At 63.0% G+C, this 21,396-nt stretch carries 20 protein-coding genes; 9 read left to right on the top strand and 11 right to left on the bottom strand.

The window, feature by feature from the left end:
• Positions 1-5: 5 nt before the first annotated feature.
• From NKH23_RS05175 to NKH23_RS05155, 5 genes are all read right to left on the bottom strand, one after another.
• Complete coding sequence (locus NKH23_RS05175; protein WP_254816795.1) at positions 6-758, bottom strand: SDR family NAD(P)-dependent oxidoreductase; 753 nt, start codon at positions 756-758, stop codon at positions 6-8.
• A 62-nt stretch (positions 759-820) separates the two neighbouring features.
• Positions 821-3,058 (bottom strand): transglycosylase domain-containing protein, encoded by a 2,238-nt coding sequence (locus NKH23_RS05170; RefSeq protein ID WP_352910589.1) that lies wholly within the window; start codon positions 3,056-3,058, stop codon positions 821-823.
• 290 nt (positions 3,059-3,348) lie between these two features.
• Positions 3,349-3,600 (bottom strand): hypothetical protein, encoded by a 252-nt coding sequence (locus NKH23_RS05165; RefSeq protein WP_352910587.1) that lies wholly within the window; start codon positions 3,598-3,600, stop codon positions 3,349-3,351.
• Positions 3,601-3,641: 41 nt separating this feature from the next.
• Complete coding sequence (locus tag NKH23_RS05160) at positions 3,642-4,262, bottom strand: ribonuclease D (protein ID WP_023675237.1); 621 nt, start codon at positions 4,260-4,262, stop codon at positions 3,642-3,644.
• 103 nt (positions 4,263-4,365) lie between these two features.
• Positions 4,366-5,751: a M20/M25/M40 family metallo-hydrolase gene (locus tag NKH23_RS05155; RefSeq protein WP_352910585.1), complete on the bottom strand. Its 1,386-nt coding sequence runs from the start codon at positions 5,749-5,751 to the stop codon at positions 4,366-4,368.
• Positions 5,752-6,193: 442 nt separating this feature from the next.
• On the opposite strand from NKH23_RS05155, the gene polA reads away from it, so the two are divergent.
• From polA to NKH23_RS05135, 4 genes are all read left to right on the top strand, one after another.
• On the top strand, positions 6,194-9,142 hold the full coding sequence (gene polA, locus NKH23_RS05150; RefSeq protein ID WP_353034300.1) for a DNA polymerase I: 2,949 nt from the start codon (positions 6,194-6,196) through the stop codon (positions 9,140-9,142).
• A 132-nt stretch (positions 9,143-9,274) separates the two neighbouring features.
• Positions 9,275-9,505 carry a hypothetical protein gene (locus NKH23_RS05145; RefSeq protein WP_352910579.1) on the top strand — a complete coding sequence of 77 codons (231 nt, stop codon included), beginning with the start codon at positions 9,275-9,277 and terminating at the stop codon, positions 9,503-9,505.
• A complete protein-coding gene (locus NKH23_RS05140; RefSeq protein WP_352910578.1) occupies positions 9,502-9,780 on the top strand; it encodes a type II toxin-antitoxin system RelE/ParE family toxin in 279 nt (92 codons plus the stop codon). The genes NKH23_RS05145 and NKH23_RS05140 overlap by 4 nt, the downstream gene beginning before the upstream one ends.
• A gap of 95 nt (positions 9,781-9,875) precedes the next feature.
• A complete protein-coding gene (locus tag NKH23_RS05135) occupies positions 9,876-10,328 on the top strand; it encodes a hypothetical protein (protein ID WP_352713892.1) in 453 nt (150 codons plus the stop codon).
• A gap of 141 nt (positions 10,329-10,469) precedes the next feature.
• Here the strand turns inward: NKH23_RS05135 and NKH23_RS05130 are convergent, their stop codons facing one another.
• The gene (locus NKH23_RS05130) at positions 10,470-10,874 is read right to left on the bottom strand and encodes a Fur family transcriptional regulator (RefSeq protein ID WP_023675234.1); all 405 of its coding nucleotides are present in this window, start codon (positions 10,872-10,874) and stop codon (positions 10,470-10,472) included.
• 211 nt (positions 10,875-11,085) lie between these two features.
• On the opposite strand from NKH23_RS05130, the gene NKH23_RS05125 reads away from it, so the two are divergent.
• The 3 genes from NKH23_RS05125 to NKH23_RS05115 all read left to right on the top strand — a co-directional run bounded on the left by NKH23_RS05125 (position 11,086) and on the right by NKH23_RS05115 (position 14,471).
• Positions 11,086-13,287 (top strand): caspase family protein, encoded by a 2,202-nt coding sequence (locus NKH23_RS05125; protein ID WP_352978193.1) that lies wholly within the window; start codon positions 11,086-11,088, stop codon positions 13,285-13,287.
• Positions 13,288-13,389: 102 nt separating this feature from the next.
• Positions 13,390-13,770: a hypothetical protein gene (locus tag NKH23_RS05120; protein ID WP_352910572.1), complete on the top strand. Its 381-nt coding sequence runs from the start codon at positions 13,390-13,392 to the stop codon at positions 13,768-13,770.
• The gene (locus tag NKH23_RS05115) at positions 13,767-14,471 is read left to right on the top strand and encodes a DUF4760 domain-containing protein (protein WP_352978191.1); all 705 of its coding nucleotides are present in this window, start codon (positions 13,767-13,769) and stop codon (positions 14,469-14,471) included. Before NKH23_RS05120 ends, NKH23_RS05115 begins: the two co-directional genes overlap by 4 nt.
• A gap of 84 nt (positions 14,472-14,555) precedes the next feature.
• On the opposite strand, the gene NKH23_RS05110 is transcribed toward NKH23_RS05115, so the two are convergent.
• Positions 14,556-15,638 carry a trypsin-like serine peptidase gene (locus NKH23_RS05110; protein WP_352910569.1) on the bottom strand — a complete coding sequence of 361 codons (1,083 nt, stop codon included), beginning with the start codon at positions 15,636-15,638 and terminating at the stop codon, positions 14,556-14,558.
• A gap of 391 nt (positions 15,639-16,029) precedes the next feature.
• Here NKH23_RS05110 and NKH23_RS05105 point away from each other — a divergent pair, with 391 nt between their 5' ends.
• Positions 16,030-17,124 (top strand): S1 family serine peptidase, encoded by a 1,095-nt coding sequence (locus tag NKH23_RS05105; protein ID WP_352713909.1) that lies wholly within the window; start codon positions 16,030-16,032, stop codon positions 17,122-17,124.
• A 173-nt stretch (positions 17,125-17,297) separates the two neighbouring features.
• On the opposite strand, the gene NKH23_RS05100 is transcribed toward NKH23_RS05105, so the two are convergent.
• Complete coding sequence (locus NKH23_RS05100; RefSeq protein ID WP_352713911.1) at positions 17,298-17,648, bottom strand: hypothetical protein; 351 nt, start codon at positions 17,646-17,648, stop codon at positions 17,298-17,300.
• Between the two features lie 180 nt (positions 17,649-17,828).
• Here NKH23_RS05100 and NKH23_RS05095 point away from each other — a divergent pair, with 180 nt between their 5' ends.
• Positions 17,829-18,155, top strand: a complete 327-nt coding sequence (locus NKH23_RS05095; RefSeq protein ID WP_352713912.1) for a DUF2934 domain-containing protein — start codon at positions 17,829-17,831, stop codon at positions 18,153-18,155.
• 82 nt (positions 18,156-18,237) lie between these two features.
• Here NKH23_RS05095 and mgrA read toward each other — a convergent pair whose 3' ends face one another.
• From mgrA to NKH23_RS05080, 3 genes are all read right to left on the bottom strand, one after another.
• Positions 18,238-19,284 (bottom strand): L-glyceraldehyde 3-phosphate reductase, encoded by a 1,047-nt coding sequence (mgrA, locus tag NKH23_RS05090; RefSeq protein ID WP_352910564.1) that lies wholly within the window; start codon positions 19,282-19,284, stop codon positions 18,238-18,240.
• Positions 19,285-19,415: 131 nt separating this feature from the next.
• Positions 19,416-20,564, bottom strand: coding sequence for a Gfo/Idh/MocA family protein (locus NKH23_RS05085; RefSeq protein WP_352713919.1), 1,149 nt, complete (start codon positions 20,562-20,564; stop codon positions 19,416-19,418).
• Positions 20,565-20,576: 12 nt separating this feature from the next.
• The gene (locus NKH23_RS05080; RefSeq protein ID WP_352910561.1) at positions 20,577-21,323 is read right to left on the bottom strand and encodes a sugar phosphate isomerase/epimerase family protein; all 747 of its coding nucleotides are present in this window, start codon (positions 21,321-21,323) and stop codon (positions 20,577-20,579) included.
• Positions 21,324-21,396 lie beyond the last annotated feature (73 nt).

Below are 21,396 nucleotides of genomic sequence, written 5' to 3'. Positions count from 1 at the left end.
ACCGCTCAAACGTGCTGGCCGCCATTGATGTGGATTTCCGAACCGGTCACGTAGGACGCCTGCTGCGAGCACAGGAAGAAGATGATGTCGGCAACTTCCGCCGTGGTGCCCAGCCTTCTCAGCGGAATTGTCTCGACGATTTTTTCGGTGCCCGGCGACAGGATCGCGGTGTCGATCTCGCCCGGCGCAATGGCGTTGACGCGAATGCCGTGCGGGCCGAAATCATGCGCCATCTCGCGTGTCAGCGAGCCGAGTGCCGCCTTCGACGTCGCATAAGCGGTACCGGCGAAGGGGTGCACGCGGGTGCCGGCGATCGAGGTGACGTTGACGATCGAGCCCTTGGCCGATGCCAGCTCCTTGAACAGTCCGCGCGCCAGCATGATCGGGGCGAAGAAATTCACCTGGAAGACGTCGCGCCAGACATGCATCGGCGTGTCGATCGAGTTCATGCGGCTGTTGCCGTCCTTGAGCTTCGGCGAGATGCCGGCATTGTTGACCAGCGCATGCAGCTGCCCGCCATGCGCCTCCAGCCGGTGGCGGATCTCGGAGATGGCGATGCCGACGTCCTCCTGGTCGGCGAGGTCGACCTTGATGTGGTCTTCCGGGCCGGCCGGCCACGGGCAGTCCTCGGCAAAGGCCTGGCGCGAGCAGGTGATGACGCGCCAGCCTTCGCGTGAAAAGCGCTTGACCGTGGCATGGCCGATGCCACGGCTGGCGCCGGTCAGCACGATCGTCTTTCTGGTGTCGAGTTCAGCCATGTCGCTTGTCTCCAGGCGGACATGTAGCGGAACATCGTCGCGGTTGCGAGGGGGATCGCCGCTCAGCCGCCGGTCAGGATGTCAAGAATCGAGGTCTGCCGCTTCTTGACCGGGCCGCCGACATTGCCGGGCGGCACCGGATGCTTGATCGATCCGGTGGCGCTGTCGACGCCCGGCATGGCCAGGCCGCCGGCATCGACCGTCTCGGCAGGGCGCGCGGGACGCGAAGCCGGCTGGGTAGCTGCCGCAGGCGGCGCCGATTGGCCGACGGAAGCGACCGGCGGCGCCGTGTCGGACGGTATGTCGTCTGGGACGATGGTGTCGGGCGGCGTCGACTTCCAGGTTCCGGGCAGCGGCCGCACCGGCACGCCCTCATGGGCGGCGACCATGAATTCGTGCCAGGCCTGCGCCGGCAGCGCGCCGCCGGTGACCTTCTTCATCGCGCTGCCGTCATCATTGCCGAACCAGACGCCGGTGGTGAGGTTGGCGGTATAGCCGATGAACCAGGCGTCGCGCGAGTTCTGGCTGGTGCCGGTCTTGCCGGCGGCCGGCCACGCGAACGCCGCCTTCCTGGCCGTGCCGATCTCGACCGTGCCGGTCATCATCGAGTTCATCATGCCGACGACATCGGGCTTGACGACGCGCGGCGCACCGCCGCCATTATTTTCGTAGAGCACCTTGCCGTCGCTCGTCGTGACGCGGCGGATGAAATGGATGTCCGGCTTGTAGCCGCCATTGGCGAAGGGTACATAGGCCGAGGTCAGTTCCAGCGGCGTCACTTCCGAGGTGCCCAGCGCGATCGAAGTGTTGGCCGTCAGCTCGGACTGGATGCCCATGCGGTGCGCCGCCTCGACCACCGCATTCGGTCCGACTTCCATGGTCAGCTGCGCGGCCACCGAGTTCAGCGATTTCGCCAGCGCCGTCGCCAGTGTCACCTTGCCAAAATATTTGCCGCCGTAATTGTCGGGCGTCCAGTTGCCGATCTTGATCGGCGCGTCGTTGCGCACGCTGTCCGGCGTACGGCCGGATTCCAGCGCCGCCATATAGACGAACGGCTTGAATGCCGAGCCCGGCTGGCGGCGCGCTTCCGAGGCGCGGTCGAACTGGCTGGTCGAATAATCATAACCGCCGACCATGGCGCGCACCGCGCCGGAATTGTCGATCGACACAAGCGCGCCCTGGCTGACATTGAGCTTCTTGCCGCTCTGGTCGATCAGCCTCCGGATCGATTCCTCGGCGAGCTTCTGCAGCGTCAGGTCGACAGTCGTGTCGACGACGATGTCGCGGCGCACGTCGCCGATCAGGTCGGGCAGCTCTTCCATAATCGTATCGGCGACATAGTTTTCCGAGCCGGTCCAGTAGGACGGCGCGCGCGTCGCCGGCGCGCTCATCGCCGTGGTCATCTCCTTGACGCTGATCTTGCCCTCGTCGCGCATCGCGGCAAGCACCAGCTGCGAACGCTGTTCGGCCGCCTTCGGGTCGCGCGCCGGCGACAGCCGCGACGGCGCCTTGAGCAGGCCGGCGAGAAGTGCGGCCTCCGACAGCGTGACGTCGCGCGCGCTCTTGCCGAAATAGCGGCGCGAGGCCGCTTCGACGCCATAGGCGCCGGAGCCGAAATAAACCCGGTTGAGGTACATTTCGAGGATCTGGTCCTTCGTATGCTTGTGCTCCAGCCACAGCGCCAAGAGCACTTCCTGCACCTTGCGTTCCAGCGTGCGGTCCGGCGTCAGGAACAGGTTCTTGGCCAGCTGCTGGGTCAGCGTCGAGCCGCCCTGCGAAAAATGCCCGCCCAGAACATTGGTCACCATGGCCCGGGAAAGGCCGATCGGATCGATGCCGAAATGCGAATAGAAGCGGCGGTCTTCGATGGCGATGACGGCCTCGGGGATGTAAGGCGACATTTCGTGCAGGCCGACGGCTTCGCCGCCGCTCATGCCGCGATTGCCAAGCAGCTGGCCGTCGACCGAGACGATCTTGATGTTGGGGGCGCGGTCGGGAATGGCCCAGGTGGTGGCCGCCGGCATTTTCGCGCCGTAATAGACGACGATGCCGCCAGTGGCGATGCCACCCCAGATGGCCAGCACGAAGCACCAGTAGAACAGCCGGCCAAGCACGCCGAGCCGGCTTTTGCCGCGCCCGCCGCGTGACGGCTTGGCCTTGGATGATTTGCGCTTTGCAGCGGCTTTTCGGTTGCTCGGCACGACGCGGTCCTCCTCGCTCACCGAAAAACCGGCCGAGGATCTCGCCCCCGGCGATGCCTCGAAGCTGGGCTCGATGCGGCTGTCTTTCCGGTTCGCCATGCGCTGTGCTGTCTTCCCCATGCCTATGGCGTTCGGGTTGAAGACTAGATGCGGCGATTTAAGGGCGGGTTAAGTCGGGAAAAATCGAAGTAAAGTGTATTCAATCGCTTGCCGAGCACGCGCGGCCCGCGGCAGCCTCAAGCCGAAAATGAAAAACCCGCCTCAGCGGGCGGGTCGTTGGGGCCAATGAGCACCATAGCGAGATTAGTAGCATAGCTGCCGGCACAAAGCAAGAACAAAATACGCTTCGCCTCAGAATAATCACTTCAGGTCGGCGGTTGCGACAGCCCTCAGTCGTCGGCGTCCGGATCGTCGGAAGCCGGCCGCCAGCTGATTGGCTCGATCTTCTTTTGCGTATGGCCGTCCGTATAGGCCCACCAGCCCGCATCACTTTCGTCCCAGTCGCCGCCGGCCGCCTTCAGCCGGTCGAGCGAACGGTATTGCGCGATGCTCTCGTTCATCACGCCGTCGTTGTCCTGCCAGTAGACGGTGACCTTGGAACCGTCCTTCGGTGCCGTTTCGATTGGTTTTCGCGCAGCCATTTCAATTCCTCCCGGCCGACGGCGTTAGTGCCAGAAGGCCATTAGCTGTGGGCGAAGATATCCTCTTCATCCCAGCCCATCAGGTCGAGTTTCGCACGCGTCGGCAGGAAGCGGAAGCAGGCATCGGCCTCCCTCGTCCGGTTGTCGCGCGCCAGCCGCGCGCTCAGCACGTCGCGCAGCCGGTGCAAATAGAGCACGTCGGAGGCGGCATATTCGAGCTGCTCGGGCGACAGCGTCTCGGCCGCCCAGTCGGACGATTGCTGCGCCTTCGACAGGCCGACGCCGAGAAGCTCGAAGCAGATGTCCTTCAGCCCGTGCCGGTCGGTGTAGGTGCGCGTCAGCCGCGACGCGATCTTGGTGCAGAACACCGGCTCCGGCATGACGCCAAACGCGTTGTAGAGCACGGCCAGGTCGAAGCGGCCGTAATGGAACAGCTTGGTGATGCTGCGGTTCTTGAGCAGGCTGACGAGGTTCGGCGCCTTCTTCTGACCCGGCGCGATCTGAATGACGTCGGCCGAGCCGTCGCCCGGCGAGATCTGCACGACGCAGAGCCGGTCGCGATGCGGGTTCAGCCCCAGCGTCTCGGTGTCGATGGCGACCGCCCCGACATCGTAATGCAGCAGGCCGGGCAGATCGTTTTTATGGAAACGTATGTCGCTCATCGTCTTCTCCGGTCGCGGCCCCGTGCAGCGATGCGCGACGGACCTTGCCCGTCCTTGCCGCGATCCGGCGAAAAATCAACAAAAACTTGAGTCTGGCGCAATTTCAGCGTGTCAGCGCCTCGAGAATGCGCGCCCAGGAGCGCTGGCCCTTGTGGAAGGAGTTCATCTCGTACTTCTCGTTCGGCGAGTGGATGCGGTCGTCGTCGAGGCCGAAACCGACCAGCAGCGATTCCATGCCGAGATAGGTCTGGAAATCGCCGACCACCGGGATCGAGCCGCCACTGCCGGTCACCACTGCCGGTTTCGGCCATTCGTCGGATAGCGCTTGCTTGGCCTTGGCGAGGAAGGGCGAGTCGTAGGAAAGCTGGATCGCTGGCGAGCCGCCATGCGGGTGGAATTCGACCGAGCAGTCGGCCGGAACGCGTTGCCTGACGAATGCCTGGAAGGCGGCGCGGATTTTTTCCGGATCCTGTTTGTGAACGAGGCGGAAGGACACTTTCGCCGAGGCCTGCGCGGCGATCACCGTCTTGAAGCCCTTGCCGGTATAGCCGCCGATAATGCCGTTGAACTCGGCCGTCGGCCGCGCCCACGTCAGTTCGAGCACCGAGCGGCCCTTTTCGCCGGACGGAATCGACAGGCCGATCGGGCCGAGGAAGGTCTCGGCGGTCTCGCCGAGCGACAGCCACGACTGCAATATCTGCGACGGCGTTTCCTCGACACCGTCATAGAAACCCGGAATGGTGACGTGGCCCTCCGCATCGTGGATGTCGGCCAGGATTTTTGCCAGGATGCGGATGGGATTGGCGGCCGCACCGCCATAGAGCCCGGAATGCAGGTCGCGGTCGGCGGCCGTCACCGTGATCTCCTCGCCGACCAGCCCGCGCAGCGAGACGCAGATCGACGGCGTATCGCGGTCCCACATGCCCGTGTCGCAGACCAGCGCGAAATCGGCCTTGAGCTCTTCCGCATTCGCCTCGAGAAACGGCTTTAGCGACGGTGATCCGGACTCCTCCTCGCCCTCGAACAGGATCGTGATGCGGCACGGCAATCCGCCATGCACCTGCTTCCACGCGCGGCAGGCCTCGACGAAGGTCATCAGCTGGCCCTTGTCGTCGGCCGCGCCGCGGCCGGTGATCACCTTGTGGCCGGGCTCGATCTCCTTGACCGCCGGCGCGAACGGGTCGCTTTCCCACAGCTCGATCGGATCGACCGGCTGGACGTCGTAATGGCCGTAAAACAACAGATGCGGCGCTCTCGCCGGCCCGTCGTGATGCGCGACCACCATCGGATGCCCCGGCGTGTCGCGCACGCTGGCGTCGAAGCCGATCAGCTTGAGCTCGGCAACCAGCCATTCGGCGGCCTTGCGGCAGTCGGCGGCGTAGTCCGGATCGGTGGAGATCGACTTGATGCCGAGCAGGCCGAACAGGCGTTCGAGGCTCTGGTCGAAGTTCTTGTCGAGGCGGTCGAGAACAGGGGAAACTGCGGACATCAGGCGGGCCTTTCGATTCTGGCGGCGAATCTAGAGCCCATGCGGCGAAACGGAAAGCCCGCGACCGTTGGGCCACAGCTCCCTGTCGAAAGGCAAAAAAATGCCGCCGTGGTGGAGGGGAACCACGGCGGCCTTACTCGAAACGATGCGGCAGCCCGGAGAGGGGGGATAGGCTGCCGCAAGTGTCCGGGATAGGCGGGGGACGGGCCTTGCTCCGGACTTCGGCGAAAACCGCCGATGGTGTTTATCTGTGTCTGCGAACGTGGCGATTCAAGGGCACAAAAATTACACTTTTGTAACATAGGCGTGAGCGTACAAAGCTCCGAGCAAGCCGCCATGGCCGGCCAGGCCCGCACGACATTTGTCAGGGTGTTGCCGGAACCCTTGGCGCAAGCCGCCTTTGGCATGGACCGCGGCGCTGCGCCGCGCTATCCCTCGTGCCATGAAAAAAGGCGATCATCTCTTCCTTGTCGACGGCTCCGGCTACATCTTCCGTGCCTATCACGCGCTCCCGCCGCTGTCCCGCAAGTCCGACGGGCTGCCGACCAGTGCCGTGCTCGGCTTCTGCAACATGGTCTGGAAGCTGACGCAGGACGCCCGCAATACCGATGTCGGCATCGTGCCGACGCATTTCGCCGTGATTTTCGACTATTCGTCGAAAACCTTCCGCAACGACCTCTACCCCGAATACAAGGCCAACCGCTCGGCGCCGCCGGAAGATTTGATCCCACAATTCGGCCTGATCCGCCAGGCGACCAGGGCCTTCAACCTGCCATGCCTTGAGACGGAAGGCTACGAGGCCGACGATTTGATCGCCACCTATTGCCGGCTTGCCTGCGAAGCCGGCGCCGACACCACCATCATCTCTTCCGACAAGGATCTGATGCAACTGGTCGGCCCAACGGTTGCCATGTACGACCCGATGAAGGACCGCCAGATCGGCGTTCCCGAGGTGATCGACAAATGGGGCGTGCCGCCGCAGAAAATGATCGACCTGCAGGCGCTGACCGGCGATTCGGTCGACAATGTGCCGGGCGTGCCCGGCATCGGGCCGAAGACGGCGGCGCAATTGCTCGAACAGTTCGGCGACCTCGATACGCTGCTCGCCCGCGCCGGCGAGATCAAGCAGGACAAGCGGCGCGAATCGATCATCGCCAATGCCGACAAGGCGCGCATCTCGCGTGACCTGGTGACGCTGAAGAACGACGTGCCGGTGACCGAGGGGCTCGACGAGTTCGTGTTGCACGAGCCGGACGGCCCCAGGCTGATCGGCTTTCTCAAGACCATGGAATTCTCGACGCTGACCCGCCGCGTGGCCGAAGCGACCGGAACGGACGCGGGCGACGTTGCGGCCACTCCCGTCACGATAGAGCGTGCCGATACCGCGCATGGCCCCGATATGGGTTTTGGCGTGCCCGCGGCCGCCGAGAGCGCACCGCCGTCGGACGAAGCGGCACTCGAAGCCCCGGCCGCAGCCAGGCAAGGCGACACCCCATCCCTGCTTTCGGCGCTTCGCCTGGAGGCTGCCACCGCCCGCAAGATCGACACCAGCGCTTACGCCTGCATCCGCGACGCCGCCACGCTGAAGGTCTGGATCGCCGAGGCGATGGAGAGAGGCATCGTCGCCTTCGACGTTAAGACCTCCTCGCCCGATCCGATGCGGGCCGAACTGATCGGCCTTGCCATGGCCGTCGCGCCCGGCCATGCCGCCTATGTGCCGCTTGCCCATAAGAACGGCAATGGCGACCTGCTCGGCGGCGGCGCGGTCGAAAACCAGATCCCGATCCGCGACGCTCTGGCGTTGCTCAAGCCGCTGCTCGAGGACAAATCCGTCCTCAAGATCGTGCACGACATGAAATACCGCCTTGTCGTCATGAGCCGTCACGGCATCGAGATCGGACCCTATGACGACACCATGCTGATCTCCTACGTGCTCGAGGCCGGAACCCACGGTGGCCATGGCCTGGAGGCGCTGGCCGATAAATGGCTCGGCCACGCGACCATTCCGCTGAAGGAACTGGCCGGTTCGGGAAGAAGCTTCGTCGGCCTCGATCAGGCCGACCTCGGCAAGGCGACGGCTTACGGCGCCGAGCACGCCGACGTCGCGCTCAGGCTCTGGCAGGTGCTGAAGCCACGGCTTGCCGCCAAGGGCCTGGTCTCGGTCTATGAACGGCTGGAACGGCCGCTGGTGCCGGTGCTGGCACGGATGGAACAGCGCGGCATCTCTATCGACCGGCAGATCCTGTCGCGGCTCTCCGGCGAACTGGCACAGGGTGCCGCACGGCTCGAGGACGAGATCTACCAGCTGGTCGGCGAACGCATCAACATCGGCTCGCCAAAACAGCTCGGCGACATCCTGTTCGGCAGGATGGGCCTGCCCGGCGGTTCTAAAACCAAGACCGGCCAGTGGTCGACTTCGGCGCAGCTTCTCGAAGACCTCGCCGCCGAAGGCCACGAATTGCCGCGCAAGATCGTCGACTGGCGCCAGCTGACCAAGCTGAAATCGACCTATACCGATGCGCTGCCCGGCTTCATCCATCCCGACACCAAGCGCGTCCACACCTCCTACGCGCTTGCCGCGACGACGACCGGCCGGCTGTCGTCCTCGGACCCCAATCTGCAGAACATTCCGGTGCGCACGGTGGAGGGGCGAAAGATCAGGACGGCCTTCATCGCCGACAAGGGCAACAAGCTGGTATCCGCCGACTACAGCCAGATCGAATTGCGCGTGCTGGCCCACGTCGCCGAAATCCCGCAGCTCAAGCAGGCCTTCGCCGACCGCGCCGACATCCACGCCATCACCGCGTCTGAAATGTTCAACGTGCCGGTAGAGGGCATGCCATCGGAAGTGCGCCGCCGCGCCAAGGCGATCAATTTCGGCATCATCTACGGCATTTCGGCCTTTGGCCTCGCCAACCAGCTGTCGATCGCGCGCGAGGAAGCCGGCGACTACATCAAGAAATATTTCGAGCGTTTCCCCGGCATCCGCGACTATATCGATGCGACCAAGGCCTATGCCCGCGAGCACGGCTTCGTCGAGACCATTTTCGGCCGCCGCATCCACTATCCGGAGATCAGATCGTCAAACCCGTCGGTCCGCGCGTTCAACGAGCGCGCCTCGATCAACGCACGCCTGCAGGGCACGGCAGCCGACATCATCCGCCGCGCCATGATCCGCATGGACGAGGCGCTGGAAAAGGCCAGGCTTTCCGCCCGCATGTTGCTGCAGGTGCACGATGAGCTGGTTTTCGAGACGGTCGAAGCCGAGGTCGAGGCGACGATCCCCATCGTCTGCCATGTCATGGAGAACGCTGCCATGCCGGCGGTATCGATGTCGGTGCCGCTGCACGTCGACGCCCGCGCCGCCAACAACTGGGAAGAGGCGCATTAAGGCGGGCCGATATCGACTTCCTGTTGAGGAGCCTCAATATCCTGATGTGGCCTACCTCATCAGCCTACGCGCCCGTTGAGCCATCTTTCGGCTCAAGGTTCACGAAAAGCAGCGGTGTGGTATACTGCCCCCATGATCACGAAGACACTCGAGAATTTGGTAAAGCACGCGGAAGCTTGGCCTCGCGAAGACCAGGAGGAGCTTGCCGACTATGCCCGCGTCATCGAGGCGCGCCGAACCGGAGTGTATGCCACATCGGAATCAGAGCGCAGCGCGATCATAGCGGGGCTGGCAGAGGCCGATCACGGCACTTTCGTAGATGAGGATACCGTTCGCGCGGCCGACACCCGCCGCAGATTATGAAGGTCCGATTAACGCGGCAGGCTTTTGCCGAACGCGAGGCGATTTTCAACTACCTCGAAGAGCGGGCGCCTCAGGGCGCCCTTTCAGTTGTTTCTCGGATCCAAGCTGGGATTTCGAGACTTGCCGAATTTCCAGAAAGTGGCCACGCGACCGATATTCCTGGCGTTCGCGTGCTCTTCATAGGTCGCTATCCCTACAAGGTTTTCTATCGTGCCCGTTCCGATGCAATCGAAATCCTGCACATCCGGCATACCTCAAAGAAGCCGGTTGGCTAGGCCGTAAACTAGGTGGAAAGCGGACTTGGGGATTTGTGGAAAGCACTCATGGCGTATGTCATGCTAGAACCGCAGTCATCGAGAATGGTTCATGCATGAATTGGGAACAGATAGCATCGGATTTCGCTTGGGACGGCTACTGGCGAGACATCTACGTTCTGAACACGTCTGAGGCAGATTGGCAGAGCGTCTGGAACATCCTCCTCGAATGGACCCCGCCTGCTAGTTTCAGTGTCTCCGGCAAGATCGAGTCGATGCCATTGGGCGTCGAAGCGGCCCTGGAAAGCGAAACAGGCAGCTTACTGTCTTTTAACGTCGGGCCAATTCAGCTTGCATGTCACTTCTTCAGCGCTGTCGAAATTGAGTTCGACTTCGATCCAAGGCAAGTCAGAGGAAAAACCGAGGTTGAGCACCTTGACCGCTTTATGCGATTGCTCGGTGACGCTACTGGGAAGCAGATAATTCTCACGCAGGAAAATGATCAAGAGGCTATCATCGCACGCTACTCTCCCGATCTTGAGAGGGTAGTTTGGACTGCACTTTCATAGCCGAATGTCTGCAACGGGTCGTTTGTCGACTGGCGGCTTCCGCCTCATGGAGGCTATCGCCAAGGCATAGGAACCATCGTGAGCCCACCGGCGAGGCGTGAATACTGCTCCGCCGCCTTCGAAGTGTTGCCTTCGGGCTTGCTAAGCCGCCTCGGCCAAACACTTCGCACAAGTCCCGCGGAATTCGATCACCGCCTTCTTGGCGGCGAAGCCGGTCGAGCGCACCCATTCGTCGAGCCGGTGGCCGACATCGTGGTCGGAGAACTCGGTCACCTGGCCGCAGGTGTCGCAGATGGCAAACGCCGTCATCGAATGGCTGTGGTCGTGCGGCTCGGCACAGGCGACGAAGGAATTGAGGCTTTCGAGCCTGTGCACGAAGCCGGACTTCACCAGCGTGTCGAGCGCCCGGTAGACCTGCAGCGGCGCGCGAAAACCGCGCTCGCGCAATTGGTCGAGTAACGTATAGGCGCTGAGCGGTCCGCTGGCGGCCTCGAGTTTCTCGAGCACGCAAAGCTGGTTCTTCGTCAGTACATCCCTTGCCGCCATGATCCTGTTCCAAGCCGCTCCGTGCCGATCACTGCCAGTTCGCATGCAATCCGGCTTCTTCGCTTGAGATAGCGACGAACTGCCATTTTTGCTACTGTTTCTATTCGCAGCCGGTGGTCGGCTGGCCGGCGTCGCCATATTCAAAATACTGACAAAATCCTCGGCCAGGCTGGCCGTGCTTGGAAATTCGATCGGGCTTGGGGAAGCAATCATGATCAAAGTGACGCGGCGGACGCTGCTTGCCGGCACGTCCGCGCTGGCCGTTGCCGGCCTGGTGCCGTTTCGGGCATTCGCAGCGGCGCGCACCTATCACGCGCTGCTCGTTGCTTGCACCGATTATCCGAACCTGCCGCGGAAGAACTGGCTGATCGGACCGAAGAACGACGCCGGCCTGGTGCGCGATTACCTCCTGAGGAACACGCCCGCGCCGGTGAAGTTTTCAGCCGAAAACGTCACGCTGCTCGCCAAGGATGTCGAAGGCGCCAACGGACCGCCGACACATGCGGCGATCAAGGCGGCGTTGGCCGACCTTGCCGCCAAGGTCCAGCGCGACGATTTCGTCTACCTGCATTTGTCCGGTCATGGCGCGCAACAGCCGGCGGCGAACAAGGGCGACGAGACCGACGGCCTCGACGAGATTTTCTTGCCGTCCGACATCGACAAATGGGTCAACCGCGAACAGGGCGTGCCCAATGCGCTGGTCGACAACGAGATCGGCGCCGCGCTCGACGCCATCCGCGACAACGGTGCTTTTATCTGGGCCGTGTTCGACTGCTGCCATTCCGGCACGGCGACGCGCGCCGCCGAGGTCGACGACGAGCTGGAACGCAAGGTCGAGTTCGCCGATCTGGTCGGCGGCGACGACGCTGCCAGGGCGGCTGCGGTGAAAGCCTATGACGGGATTGCGTCGGCCGCGCCGCGCGGCTTTGACGAGGACGGGCAGCGCAAGCCGGCTTTCAAGCTGACGCCGACCGGCGCCGAGCCGACCACCAAGGGTAAATTGGTCGCCTTCTACGCGGCGCAGACGGTGGAGACGACACCTGAGATGCCGCTGCCCAAGGGCACGGCCGATGCGCCGCGTTTCGGGCTGTTCACCTTCACCATCCTGTCGAAACTGGCCGAGAATCCCAACATCACCTACCGCCAGCTCGGCCAGGCCGTGCTGCAGCAATATTCGGCGGACGGCCGCACCCGGCCGACGCCGCTGTTCGAGGGAGAACTCGACGCGCGCGTCTTCGGCACCGACAAGACAGACGCGGTCATGCAATGGCCGATCGTCATCGAGAGCGACAAAGCCACGATCGGCGCCGGACTGCTGCATCGCCTCACCCCCGGCAGCAGGCTCGCAATATTGCCGTCGGCGCTGTCGCCGCTGTCCGAGGCGCTTGGCTATCTCCAGGTTCAGTCGGCGAAAAACCTGGAAAGCCGGGTCAAGCCGGTCGAGTTCGGCGGCAAGCCAGCGCTCAAGCTGGCCGACATCCCCGCCAATGCCTATGCGCGGCTCGCCGAGCTCGCCGTCGACTACAAGCTCGTGGTTGCGCGGCCGGCGGCGTCCAAAGGCCTCGAGAACGAGGCTGCGCTGGCGAACTCGGTTCTCGACGATCTGGCGGCCAGGGAGAACTCAGGGTTCCACATCGCGCTGGTCGAGCCGGGCAAGAGCGCAGATCTGCGTCTCGCCGTGCTGCGCGAGAACGCCATTGCTGGCGCCGCAGAAGATACCACCGACGCGCCTGCGCTGTGGTTCCTTCCGGCTTCGGGCGACATGACGCTAAAGGACGGCAACAAGCCGCCGATGATCGTCATTCATCCGGATGGCCGCGAAAAGTTGATCGACACCGCGGCCAGGAACCTGACGAAAATCTTCCGCGCCATCGGCCTGTCGAGGCTGGCCGCCGCTTCCGATTATCGGCCGGAAGAGGTCAGTGTCGAGTTCCGGATCAAGCGTTTTGACAGTGACACGCTGCAGCCGATCGAACCGTCGACGGTGCCGCGTGTTTCGCCCGATGATCAGGTGCACGTGCTGGCCAGGAACGGCTCGACCAACCTGGTCGACATCAACGTGCTCTATGTCGGCTCCGACTATTCCATCCAGCATTTTCTTGCCGAGCGCCTGACCGAGGGCGCCGTGCTCGAGGAAGGCTTGTTCAAATTCACCGACACCAGCTTCGGCATGGAGCGGATGATCGCCGTCTTGACCGAGGCGCCGCCGCAGAGCGAGAAGCAGGATCTGAGTTTCCTGGCGCAAGACGGGGTTGTCTCGGTAACGCGCGGACTTGGACAGCCAAGCTTCTCCGATATGCTGGCCGATATCGGCATGGCGCCGGCGACGCGATCGGCCATGCGGCTCACCGACGACAAGGGGTCGAACGGCGCCGTGATGATCTTCCCGATGGAGACGGTGCCGCGCGCCTGAAGCGGGATCAAGTGCCCGGCCGGGCCTCTTGCCTGATCGGCTGATAATGAACATTCTTCGACCGCCGCTGTCGGCGGCCGAACGGAACGGATGAGGGCGTTCGTGAACAGGATCGTATTTTCGTGGCGCGCAACAATCGTCGGCCTTGTCGCCGGGCTGTTGCTGGCCGCCAATGCTTCGGCGGACGAGGCTTGCGGCCTCTGCGCCAAGGAGGTCGTCATCAACTCCGAACTGGCGAGCTGCTTTCTCGACCAGTACGACCAGATCGCCAAGACCGGCAACGCCGCCGTCGTGGTCGATCTCAGCAGCTGCACCTCACGCGGCGTGGTCGAACCGTTGCCGTCGCCGGGCAAGGCGCAGGTTGCGCCTGACGTGCAGTTCATCGTTTCGCGCCCGCAGCTGGATTGCCTGAAGAAGAAGCTGGAGACGCCGGGCATCGTGCTCGACCCGTCCGCCACCATAGAACTGGACAGCTGCGGATGACGAAAGCGGGGGGCAACGCAACGCAGCAGGCAGTGACGGCGCCGGTACCGCAAAAGAAGCCGGTGTCCCTGCCGGAAACCGTCGAAGGCCTGCCGTGGGTGAGCAATCACGAGGTCAAGAAGGAGGCGAACCCGTTCACCGACCGCGACTGGCGCATGCTCGTCTATGCCTGGTCCGGATTGCTGGTACGCCTGGCGATCATCTTCACCTTGATCTTTTCGGTCTACCAGTTCCTGGCAAACCAGGAGCAGAAGCGTGTCGAACAGACGATGTCGCTGGTCGAGCTCTGGGAAAGCAAGGATTACCAGCAGGCGCAACGGGCCCTCAAGCAACGCCTGGCGGCGCTCAACGCCAAATACGGCAATCTGCTCAGCGCCAATCCGACGCCGACCGAGGAACAGGTGTTCAGACAGCGCATCGGCATCGAAGCGATGAGCGCTACCGGCGGCGACATGCCGCTTGCCGAGTTCAGCGATAATTTCGACCGCATCGTCTATTTCCTCAACCGCCTTTCCTTCTGCGTCGAAGGCAGGCTGTGCTCGCGTCAGGTCGCCGACTCCTATTTCCGCGACTATGCCGCTTCCTTCTGGAGCTATTTTGCCGGCTATGTCGACAAGGAGCGCAAGGCCGGCTCGCCGACTTTTGCCCTGCCGATCGAGAACTATGTGCGCCAGGCGCCACCCTCGGCCCAGTCCAGATAATTCCCCAAAATGCGAAAGCCGGCGACGGAAATGCTCCGCCGCCGGCTGGTTTTCCGCGATGATCGCGGCCGAAATTCTGCACGCCTATTTGTACAGGCTGTTGATCCACTGGACGTTGATGGCGTTCAGACGCACGGCGGTATTGGCATCCGGGCTCTCGGCCACGTTGACGCCGGTGATGACGCGCTGCTTGGAGCCATTGTCATAGGCATAGACCGAGCTGCCGCTCGATCCTGGATACGTGTCGCAGTCGTACTGGAAATACTCGGTGGCGATGTTTTCGGCCTGCACTTCGCAGGTCGCTTTCCACATCGTGCCCATCGGCTTGTCGCCGGGATAGCCGATGATGTTGGCGGTGAAATCGCCGAGATCCACGTAATTGGCATAGCCCAGCCAGCCGAGATTGGTGCCGACATCCTGTTTCAGGGTGACGATGCCGAGATCCCACGGCACGACCGAGCCGTAAAAGCCCTGATAATTGTCGATGAAGCCCTGGACGATATAGGCGCTTTCATAGGTGAAGGCGCCGAACGGTGCGTCGTCGGCGGTCTTGCCATTGAGGGCCGGCACGAACAGGATGTCATCCAGCCAGGCCTTGTCCTCGTGGCTGTAGAGGCAGTGCGCCGCGGTGAGCACCGTGCGCGGGCCGATCAGCGTCGCCGAGCAGCTGCCGTAGCTGCCGCTCTTCGATTTGCCTTCGAGATAGCCTATCGCGGTGAACGGGTAGGTTTTGGTATTCTTGATCTGCTCGCGGTCGTCCGTCCCGAACACCTGGCGGCCGGCCTCTTCGCCTCCGCTCAGTCCGGAATTATCGGACTTCTGCCCGTCGGCGGGCGCGTTCATTTCCTTGATGACAAGGTCCTTCAGCGTCTCGTTCGGGTCGATCTTGATGTCCTTGCCATCGGCGGAGCGGCCGACGATGCCGTAGGATTTGACGGCCGTTGCTTCGTCGGTGAGCGGCGCGGCGCGGTTGGCCTCATCGTCGGTCAATTTCGGCGGGGCGATCGGCTTCGCCCGGCCGGGCTTGTAATCGCCCGATGTCACGTCCCGCATGCTTTCGCCGTTGCCGGCATTGGCGGAACCTGGATCGGCAGCCAAGGCAGGAACCGCCCACATTGCGGTGGAAAGCAACGCGGACGCAATAATGCTATGTGTCAGTTTTGTCATGGTGAGACTCTCCCAAAAGTCAGCAAGGACTGGATCAAGATACAGAAATATTGTCGAGATCGTGGTGGCGCAGAAAAATGAAATTGGTTACCGGTGCCTTTACCGGGCCATTATTCAGTGCAGCCAGTTTAGGTCCCCGCCAAAAATGCCTGCAACGGTATACTGCCTAAAATAATCCAACATTGGCAACGACAAATTGCTTCCACATAGCCCGTGGGGGGCTATAGGATTTTGGGCGGGTTTGGCTCGACAGCACGATTAGCAGAAATGGTGCTCGGCTTTGTGACGGATCGTGCTTCGCCGTGGAGCATGATCTCACCGGCCGGTTCCATTTCAGTGGATCATGCGTCGGCGACTAACCTGTCGGGAACATCGTCTCAGGGGGTTCGAGGTGAAGATCATCCATAGATTCAGACCGATTGCCGCCGCCGCGCTGCTTGGCATCGCGGCGGCCGTGCCGGTCGTCAATTCCGTTCATGCCGGGAACACGGCCGCCCGGCCGGAGGCGGCGATCTCGCCGATGAAACGCGTGGCCGAGGCCAGGGCAAAGGCCAGGGCGGAGAACCCCGACGGCGCCGATCGCGTCTACGGCGGCAAAGAGGCCGAGAAGGGCGCTTACCCGTTCCAGGTGGCGTTGCTGACCACCGGCAAACTGGACAAAAGCCCGGCCTCGCAGGCGAATGCGCAGTTCTGCGGCGGCAGCCTGATCGCGCCGCAATGGGTGCTGACGGCGGCGCACTGCCTCAATGACGACGGCGAGCCGATTCCGCCTGATGTAGTCACCGTGCTCACCGGCGCCACCGATCTCAGCGAGGGCAAGCGCTACAAGGCGGTGGAGATCATCGTCAACGAGGGCTATAGCGAGCAGACGCTGGACAACGATCTCGGCTTGATCCGGCTGGCCGAGCCGGCCGATGCCCCGACCATCAAAATTGCCCGTGAGCCGACCCCCGACGCTGGCAAAACGATGGTCACCGGTTGGGGCAAGATGCAGGACGGAACATTTCCCACCGCGCTGATGGTCGCCGACCTGGACCTCCAGCCGAACGCAACCTGCAACAGCGGCATCAAGGCGATTTATGCGCATGATTTGAAGGCAGCGCTCGGCGAGCTCGCCCGCCGCATGCGTTATTCGGAAAGGGGCATCGAGGCGGCCGCCAACGCGATTGCAGCCGACATGGCCGATCCGCTGACCGGCAACATGATCTGCGCCGGCACCGCAAGCGGCGAGCGCGACGCCTGCAATGGCGACAGCGGCGGACCGCTGTTCATGACCGGCGCCGATGGTCCGGTGCAGGTCGGCGTCGTCAGCTGGGGCGAAGGGCCGGCCGACGGCAGCACCGCCTGCGGCCACAAGAACGCCTACGGCATCTACACGCGGCTGGCCAATTACACCGGCTGGATCGAGGAGAAGATGAAGACGGCAGCGCCCGTAGCCGCAGCGCCCAAAGCCCTCGGCACGGCTCAGAAGCCGGCCACGCCCTGACCGCTTCCGCCTGCTGAATGTACGGCGGGAGCAATCCCGCCGTTTCTGCCCGGAAACTTTTGGTCGGGGCTAAAGCGCGTCGCGTCCGACCGGCCTCATGCGACGCACTTTAGGTTCTTGTTTCAATGCATGTCGTTATCGCAAAACCGCTGCACACTTTTGCGCGACATGCATCAGAACCAGCGATCGCGGCGCTGGTCTGTGGCGGCCAAGGTGAGGCCCAGTAGCGCCCCTACTGCCGCTCCGAGTATGAATGCGGACGATATTGTGCCAGGATTCTCCTGGACGACCCCGGACACCGTCTGCGCCCTGTTGCGGAGGGCTTGTGCCGTCCGGGAGGCGCGCTCAGCAGCGTTGTCATACCAGCCGCCGGCGTCTTCGATCGCCTCTTCCGCGCGTTCGGCCAAGGTCCGATTGATCTTGCTGATCTCGCGCCTCAGCTGCGCGACCTGCTTCTCCAGGGCTTCCTGAGCTTCACGTTGAGTCATCTTCGGTGTTGCGGATTCGTTCGGTTCGTCGGCCATGGTAATCTCCTTTGCTCAGGTTCGGCTCAACGGCCGGCCCGCTATCTAGGTTCCTCCGCAAAACGCGTCTGTCCGGTGTTTGTTCGTTGAAAGCGCGGCTTTGCCTACGAAATCGGCTTGAACATCGGATCGTTCCGGCGCTCCCCGCGTCGGTGAAAACGCCACAAGGGAGGAACCGCCATGGATGACGATCTGCATGAAAAAATTCGGCAGCGAGCCTATGAGATCTGGGTGCGCGAGGGCCGCCCGCACGGCGCACATGAGCGTCATTGGCAGCAGGCGAAACATGAGCTGGACCTCGACGACGCGACAACCGTGCCGGCAGATGGCGCGACAGACCGCGGTCCCACTGGAACGATCGCCAGTTCCGACGTTCTGACCGTCGAGGCGCTGGCGATGCGCACCGGGATAACCGGTGATCAGGCGCAAGAGCTGATCGACAGGCTTGGCAACGACAGAGCGACGCTCGAGGAAGCCGCGCGGAACCTCAAGGCAGCCGAAAGTTAGCCGCTGGCCACCGTGTCGAAGACAGCTACCAATTTGCGCTGCCGGCTCTTTTCGATGAAAACGGACCGCAGACCGTCGTCGCCTACTTCCGTGGCGGCCCCTTACGCTCGGCCGACGCCGCCCAGAGGTTGATATCCGACTCGCGGGCAAAGGTGTCGATCTCGGCGAGCTCGGCATCGCTGAAGTCGAGCGCTTCAAGCGCGCCGACGCAATCCTCGACCTGTTCCGGCCGGCTGGCGCCGATCAGCGCCGATGTGACCCTGCCCCTGCGCAGCACCCAGGCCAGCGCCATCTGCGCCAGCGTCTGGCCGCGGCGACGGGCGATGACGTTCAGCGCCTCGATATTGGCGATCGATTTGTCGTTGATGAATGCCGGGCGCAGCGACTTGCCCTGGCTGGCGCGGCTGCCATCGGGGATGCCGCCGAGATATTTATCGGTCAGCATGCCTTGCGCCAGCGGCGAGAACACGATCGAGCCGACGCCAAGTCCCTCCAGCGTGTCGAGCAGGCCGTCGTCCTCGACCCAGCGGTTGAGCATCGAATAGCTCGGCTGATGGATCACGCAAGGCGTGCCGAGCTGCTTCAATATGTCGGCGGCTTCGCGGGTTCTCTGCGAATTATAGGAGGAAATGCCGGCATAAAGTGCCTTGCCCGAGCGCACCGCGTGATCGAGCGCGCCCATCGTTTCTTCCAACGGGGTGTCGGGGTCGAAGCGGTGCGAATAGAAGATGTCGACATAGTCGAGGCGCATCCGCTTCAGGCTCTGGTCGAGGCTGGCCAGCACATATTTGCGGCCGCCCCATTCGCCATAAGGTCCTGCCCACATTTCGTAGCCGGCCTTGGTCGAGATGATCAGCTCGTCGCGATAGCCGGCAAGGTCCGTCCGCAGGATTTCGCCGAAGGCCCGCTCCGCCGAGCCGGGCGGCGGGCCGTAATTGTTGGCGAGGTCGAAATGCGTGATACCGAGATCAAACGCCCTGCGCGTGATCGCCTGCTTGGTTCTATGCGGCGTGTCGTCGCCGAAATTGTGCCACAGCCCAAGCGAGATCGCCGGCAGCTTCAGGCCGGAGCGCCCGCAGCGATTGTAGACCATCTTTTCGTAGCGGTTTTCGGCGGGAACATAGGGCATGGAAAATCCTCATATCGAAACGAGCCCGACGGCTGCCGCCGCGATGACGGGCAAGTCGACTTCGGCCCCACCCTTAGCCTCTCCCCGCGCAAACGGGGAGAGGCTTTTGCGGTGCTTGGGAGGTGCGCCGCCTACTTCGTTTTCTTCTTCGCCAGCAGCTCCTTCGCTGCCTTGACGCCGAGTGCTGCGGGCCGCTCGCAGCTGGTCTGCATGACAACGAACTTTCCGGTCTCGCCCGAGCGCAACAGGCCGGTCATGACGTCGACGGCATGCAGCGCCAGTTCCATCGAGCAGCGATGCGGCCGGCCTTCCCTGATCGCGATCGCCATGTCGGCAAGGCCGGCGGTGCGGTAGTTGGCCATCATGCCGTGCGAATGCATCTCGTTGGGCACGCCGAACGGATGCCGCCATTTCGGCAGCTTCTTCACCGGCTTGGCGGCTTCGGTGTAGCGCACCTCGCCGCCGAAGAAGTTCGGATCCGGCACGAACACCGTGCCTGCCTCGCCATAGAGTTCCATCGGCGCGTGGCCGTGGCTCCAGACATCCCAGCTGGTGTTGAGCGTCACCACGGCGCCGTTCTCGAATTCCAGCACGCCATGGATCGTCGTCGGCGTGGAGACCGGGATCTTTTCGCCGGCACGCGGCTTCGAGCTGATGATGCGTTCCGTCATCGGGATCGAAGCAAAAGCCGCGACCTGCTTCACCGGCCCGATCAGCTGGATCAGGTTGGTGATGTAATAGGGTCCGATGTCGAGCACCGGCCCGGCGCCCGGCTGGAAGAAGAAGTCCGGATTGGGGTGCCAGTGCTCCATGCCATGGCTCATCACATGACAGGTGCCGCTGGTGATCCTGCCGAGCCTGCCGGTGTCGATCAGGTCGCGGACAAGCTGGTGCGCGCCGCCGAGGAAGGTGTCGGGGGCAGAGCCGATGCGCAGCCCCTTGTTTTCCGCCCGTTTCTTCAGGTCGAGCCCTTCCTTGACCGACAGCACGAAGGGCTTCTCCGAATAGACGTGCTTGCCGGCGTCGAGGATCTGCTTCGACACCTCGTAATGCACCGCCGGAATGGTCAGGTTGACGATGATGTCGATATCGTCGGCCTTGAGCAGCCCCTCGACGGTTTCGGCGCGCAGTTTGAACTCTTTTGCCCGCGCTTTCGCCGCTTCCATGTTGATGTCGGCGCAGGCGCGCATCTCGATGCCGCGAAACAGCGGCGCCAGCGAGAAATACGCCTTCGAGATGTTGCCGCAGCCGATGACGCCGATGCCAAGTTTTGTTGCCATGCTGGTGTGCTCCTAATAGGTCTTGGCAGCTGCGATCGAGCGGCGGGCGAAGCGCTCGATGTCGTTGGGGTTGTCCTGTTCCATGACGTAGTATTTTGCGGCGCTTTTGGCGCGCAGCGCCTTGATCAGGCCGGGCCAGTCGATGGTGCCGTGGCCGACGTCAGACCAGCCGTCCTCGTCGAGGCCCTCGCCCGGCTTGGCCATGTCCTTGACGTGGACAGCGACGATGCGCTTGCCGTGCTTCTCGATCCAGGGCAGCGGATCGACGCCGCCGCGCACCACCCAGGCGACGTCCATCTCCCAGCCGATGTCGGGCGCCGAGGACAGGATATGGTCCTGCGGCACCGAGCCGTCGGCAAGCGCCTTGAACTCGAAATCATGGTTGTGCCAGGCAAAGCCATAGCCGGCTTTCTTGGCCGTCTCGCCGACCTTGGCCAGGCGTTCGCCGAAGCCGCGCCAGCCGGCCGCGTCGGCCGGCCTGAACTCGGCGTTCAGGAAGGGGCAGATGAGCAGCGTGATGTCGAGCGCATCGGCCGTCCTGCGCACGCCGTCGAAATCCTTCTCGAGCGCGTCGATCGAGAAGTGCCCGGTCGGCATGGCAAGGCCGTTCTTGCCGAGCTCGACACGGAACGCCTTGGGATCGTCATAGACGCCGCCGAATCCTTCGACTTGGCTGTAACCAAGCTCGCCCAGCATTTTGAGCACACCCTCCCAGGGCTGGAAATTGCGAGCGCTGTAAAGTTGGAATGACCAGTTCATCGTCTCTGTCCGTTTTCTTGTGGATGGTTAGTCTTGGGGGATGGGATCTTGGGGGGAAATGGAAGAATCTTGG

The organism is Mesorhizobium sp. M1328, assembly GCF_040318075.1.
Classification (GTDB): domain Bacteria; phylum Pseudomonadota; class Alphaproteobacteria; order Rhizobiales; family Rhizobiaceae; genus Mesorhizobium.
Note: the sequence above shows the minus strand (reverse complement) of the source record. Positions and strands in the feature narration are given on the sequence as shown.

Bases quoted from the DNA above. Each gene is read 5' to 3' on its own strand.
- NKH23_RS05175 (WP_254816795.1), bottom strand. From the start codon at position 758: ATGGCTGAACTCGACACCAGAAAGACGATCGTGCTGACCGGCGCCAGC.
- NKH23_RS05170 (WP_352910589.1), bottom strand. From the start codon at position 3,058: ATGGCGAACCGGAAAGACAGCCGCATCGAGCCCAGCTTCGAGGCATCG.
- NKH23_RS05165 (WP_352910587.1), bottom strand. From the start codon at position 3,600: ATGGCTGCGCGAAAACCAATCGAAACGGCACCGAAGGACGGTTCCAAG.
- NKH23_RS05160 (WP_023675237.1), bottom strand. From the start codon at position 4,262: ATGAGCGACATACGTTTCCATAAAAACGATCTGCCCGGCCTGCTGCAT.
- NKH23_RS05155 (WP_352910585.1), bottom strand. From the start codon at position 5,751: ATGTCCGCAGTTTCCCCTGTTCTCGACCGCCTCGACAAGAACTTCGAC.
- polA (WP_353034300.1), top strand. From the start codon at position 6,194: ATGAAAAAAGGCGATCATCTCTTCCTTGTCGACGGCTCCGGCTACATC.
- NKH23_RS05145 (WP_352910579.1), top strand. From the start codon at position 9,275: ATGATCACGAAGACACTCGAGAATTTGGTAAAGCACGCGGAAGCTTGG.
- NKH23_RS05140 (WP_352910578.1), top strand. From the start codon at position 9,502: ATGAAGGTCCGATTAACGCGGCAGGCTTTTGCCGAACGCGAGGCGATT.
- NKH23_RS05135 (WP_352713892.1), top strand. From the start codon at position 9,876: ATGAATTGGGAACAGATAGCATCGGATTTCGCTTGGGACGGCTACTGG.
- NKH23_RS05130 (WP_023675234.1), bottom strand. From the start codon at position 10,874: ATGGCGGCAAGGGATGTACTGACGAAGAACCAGCTTTGCGTGCTCGAG.
- NKH23_RS05125 (WP_352978193.1), top strand. From the start codon at position 11,086: ATGATCAAAGTGACGCGGCGGACGCTGCTTGCCGGCACGTCCGCGCTG.
- NKH23_RS05115 (WP_352978191.1), top strand. From the start codon at position 13,767: ATGACGAAAGCGGGGGGCAACGCAACGCAGCAGGCAGTGACGGCGCCG.
- NKH23_RS05110 (WP_352910569.1), bottom strand. From the start codon at position 15,638: ATGACAAAACTGACACATAGCATTATTGCGTCCGCGTTGCTTTCCACC.
- NKH23_RS05100 (WP_352713911.1), bottom strand. From the start codon at position 17,648: ATGGCCGACGAACCGAACGAATCCGCAACACCGAAGATGACTCAACGT.
- NKH23_RS05095 (WP_352713912.1), top strand. From the start codon at position 17,829: ATGGATGACGATCTGCATGAAAAAATTCGGCAGCGAGCCTATGAGATC.
- mgrA (WP_352910564.1), bottom strand. From the start codon at position 19,284: ATGCCCTATGTTCCCGCCGAAAACCGCTACGAAAAGATGGTCTACAAT.
- NKH23_RS05085 (WP_352713919.1), bottom strand. From the start codon at position 20,564: ATGGCAACAAAACTTGGCATCGGCGTCATCGGCTGCGGCAACATCTCG.
- NKH23_RS05080 (WP_352910561.1), bottom strand. From the start codon at position 21,323: ATGAACTGGTCATTCCAACTTTACAGCGCTCGCAATTTCCAGCCCTGG.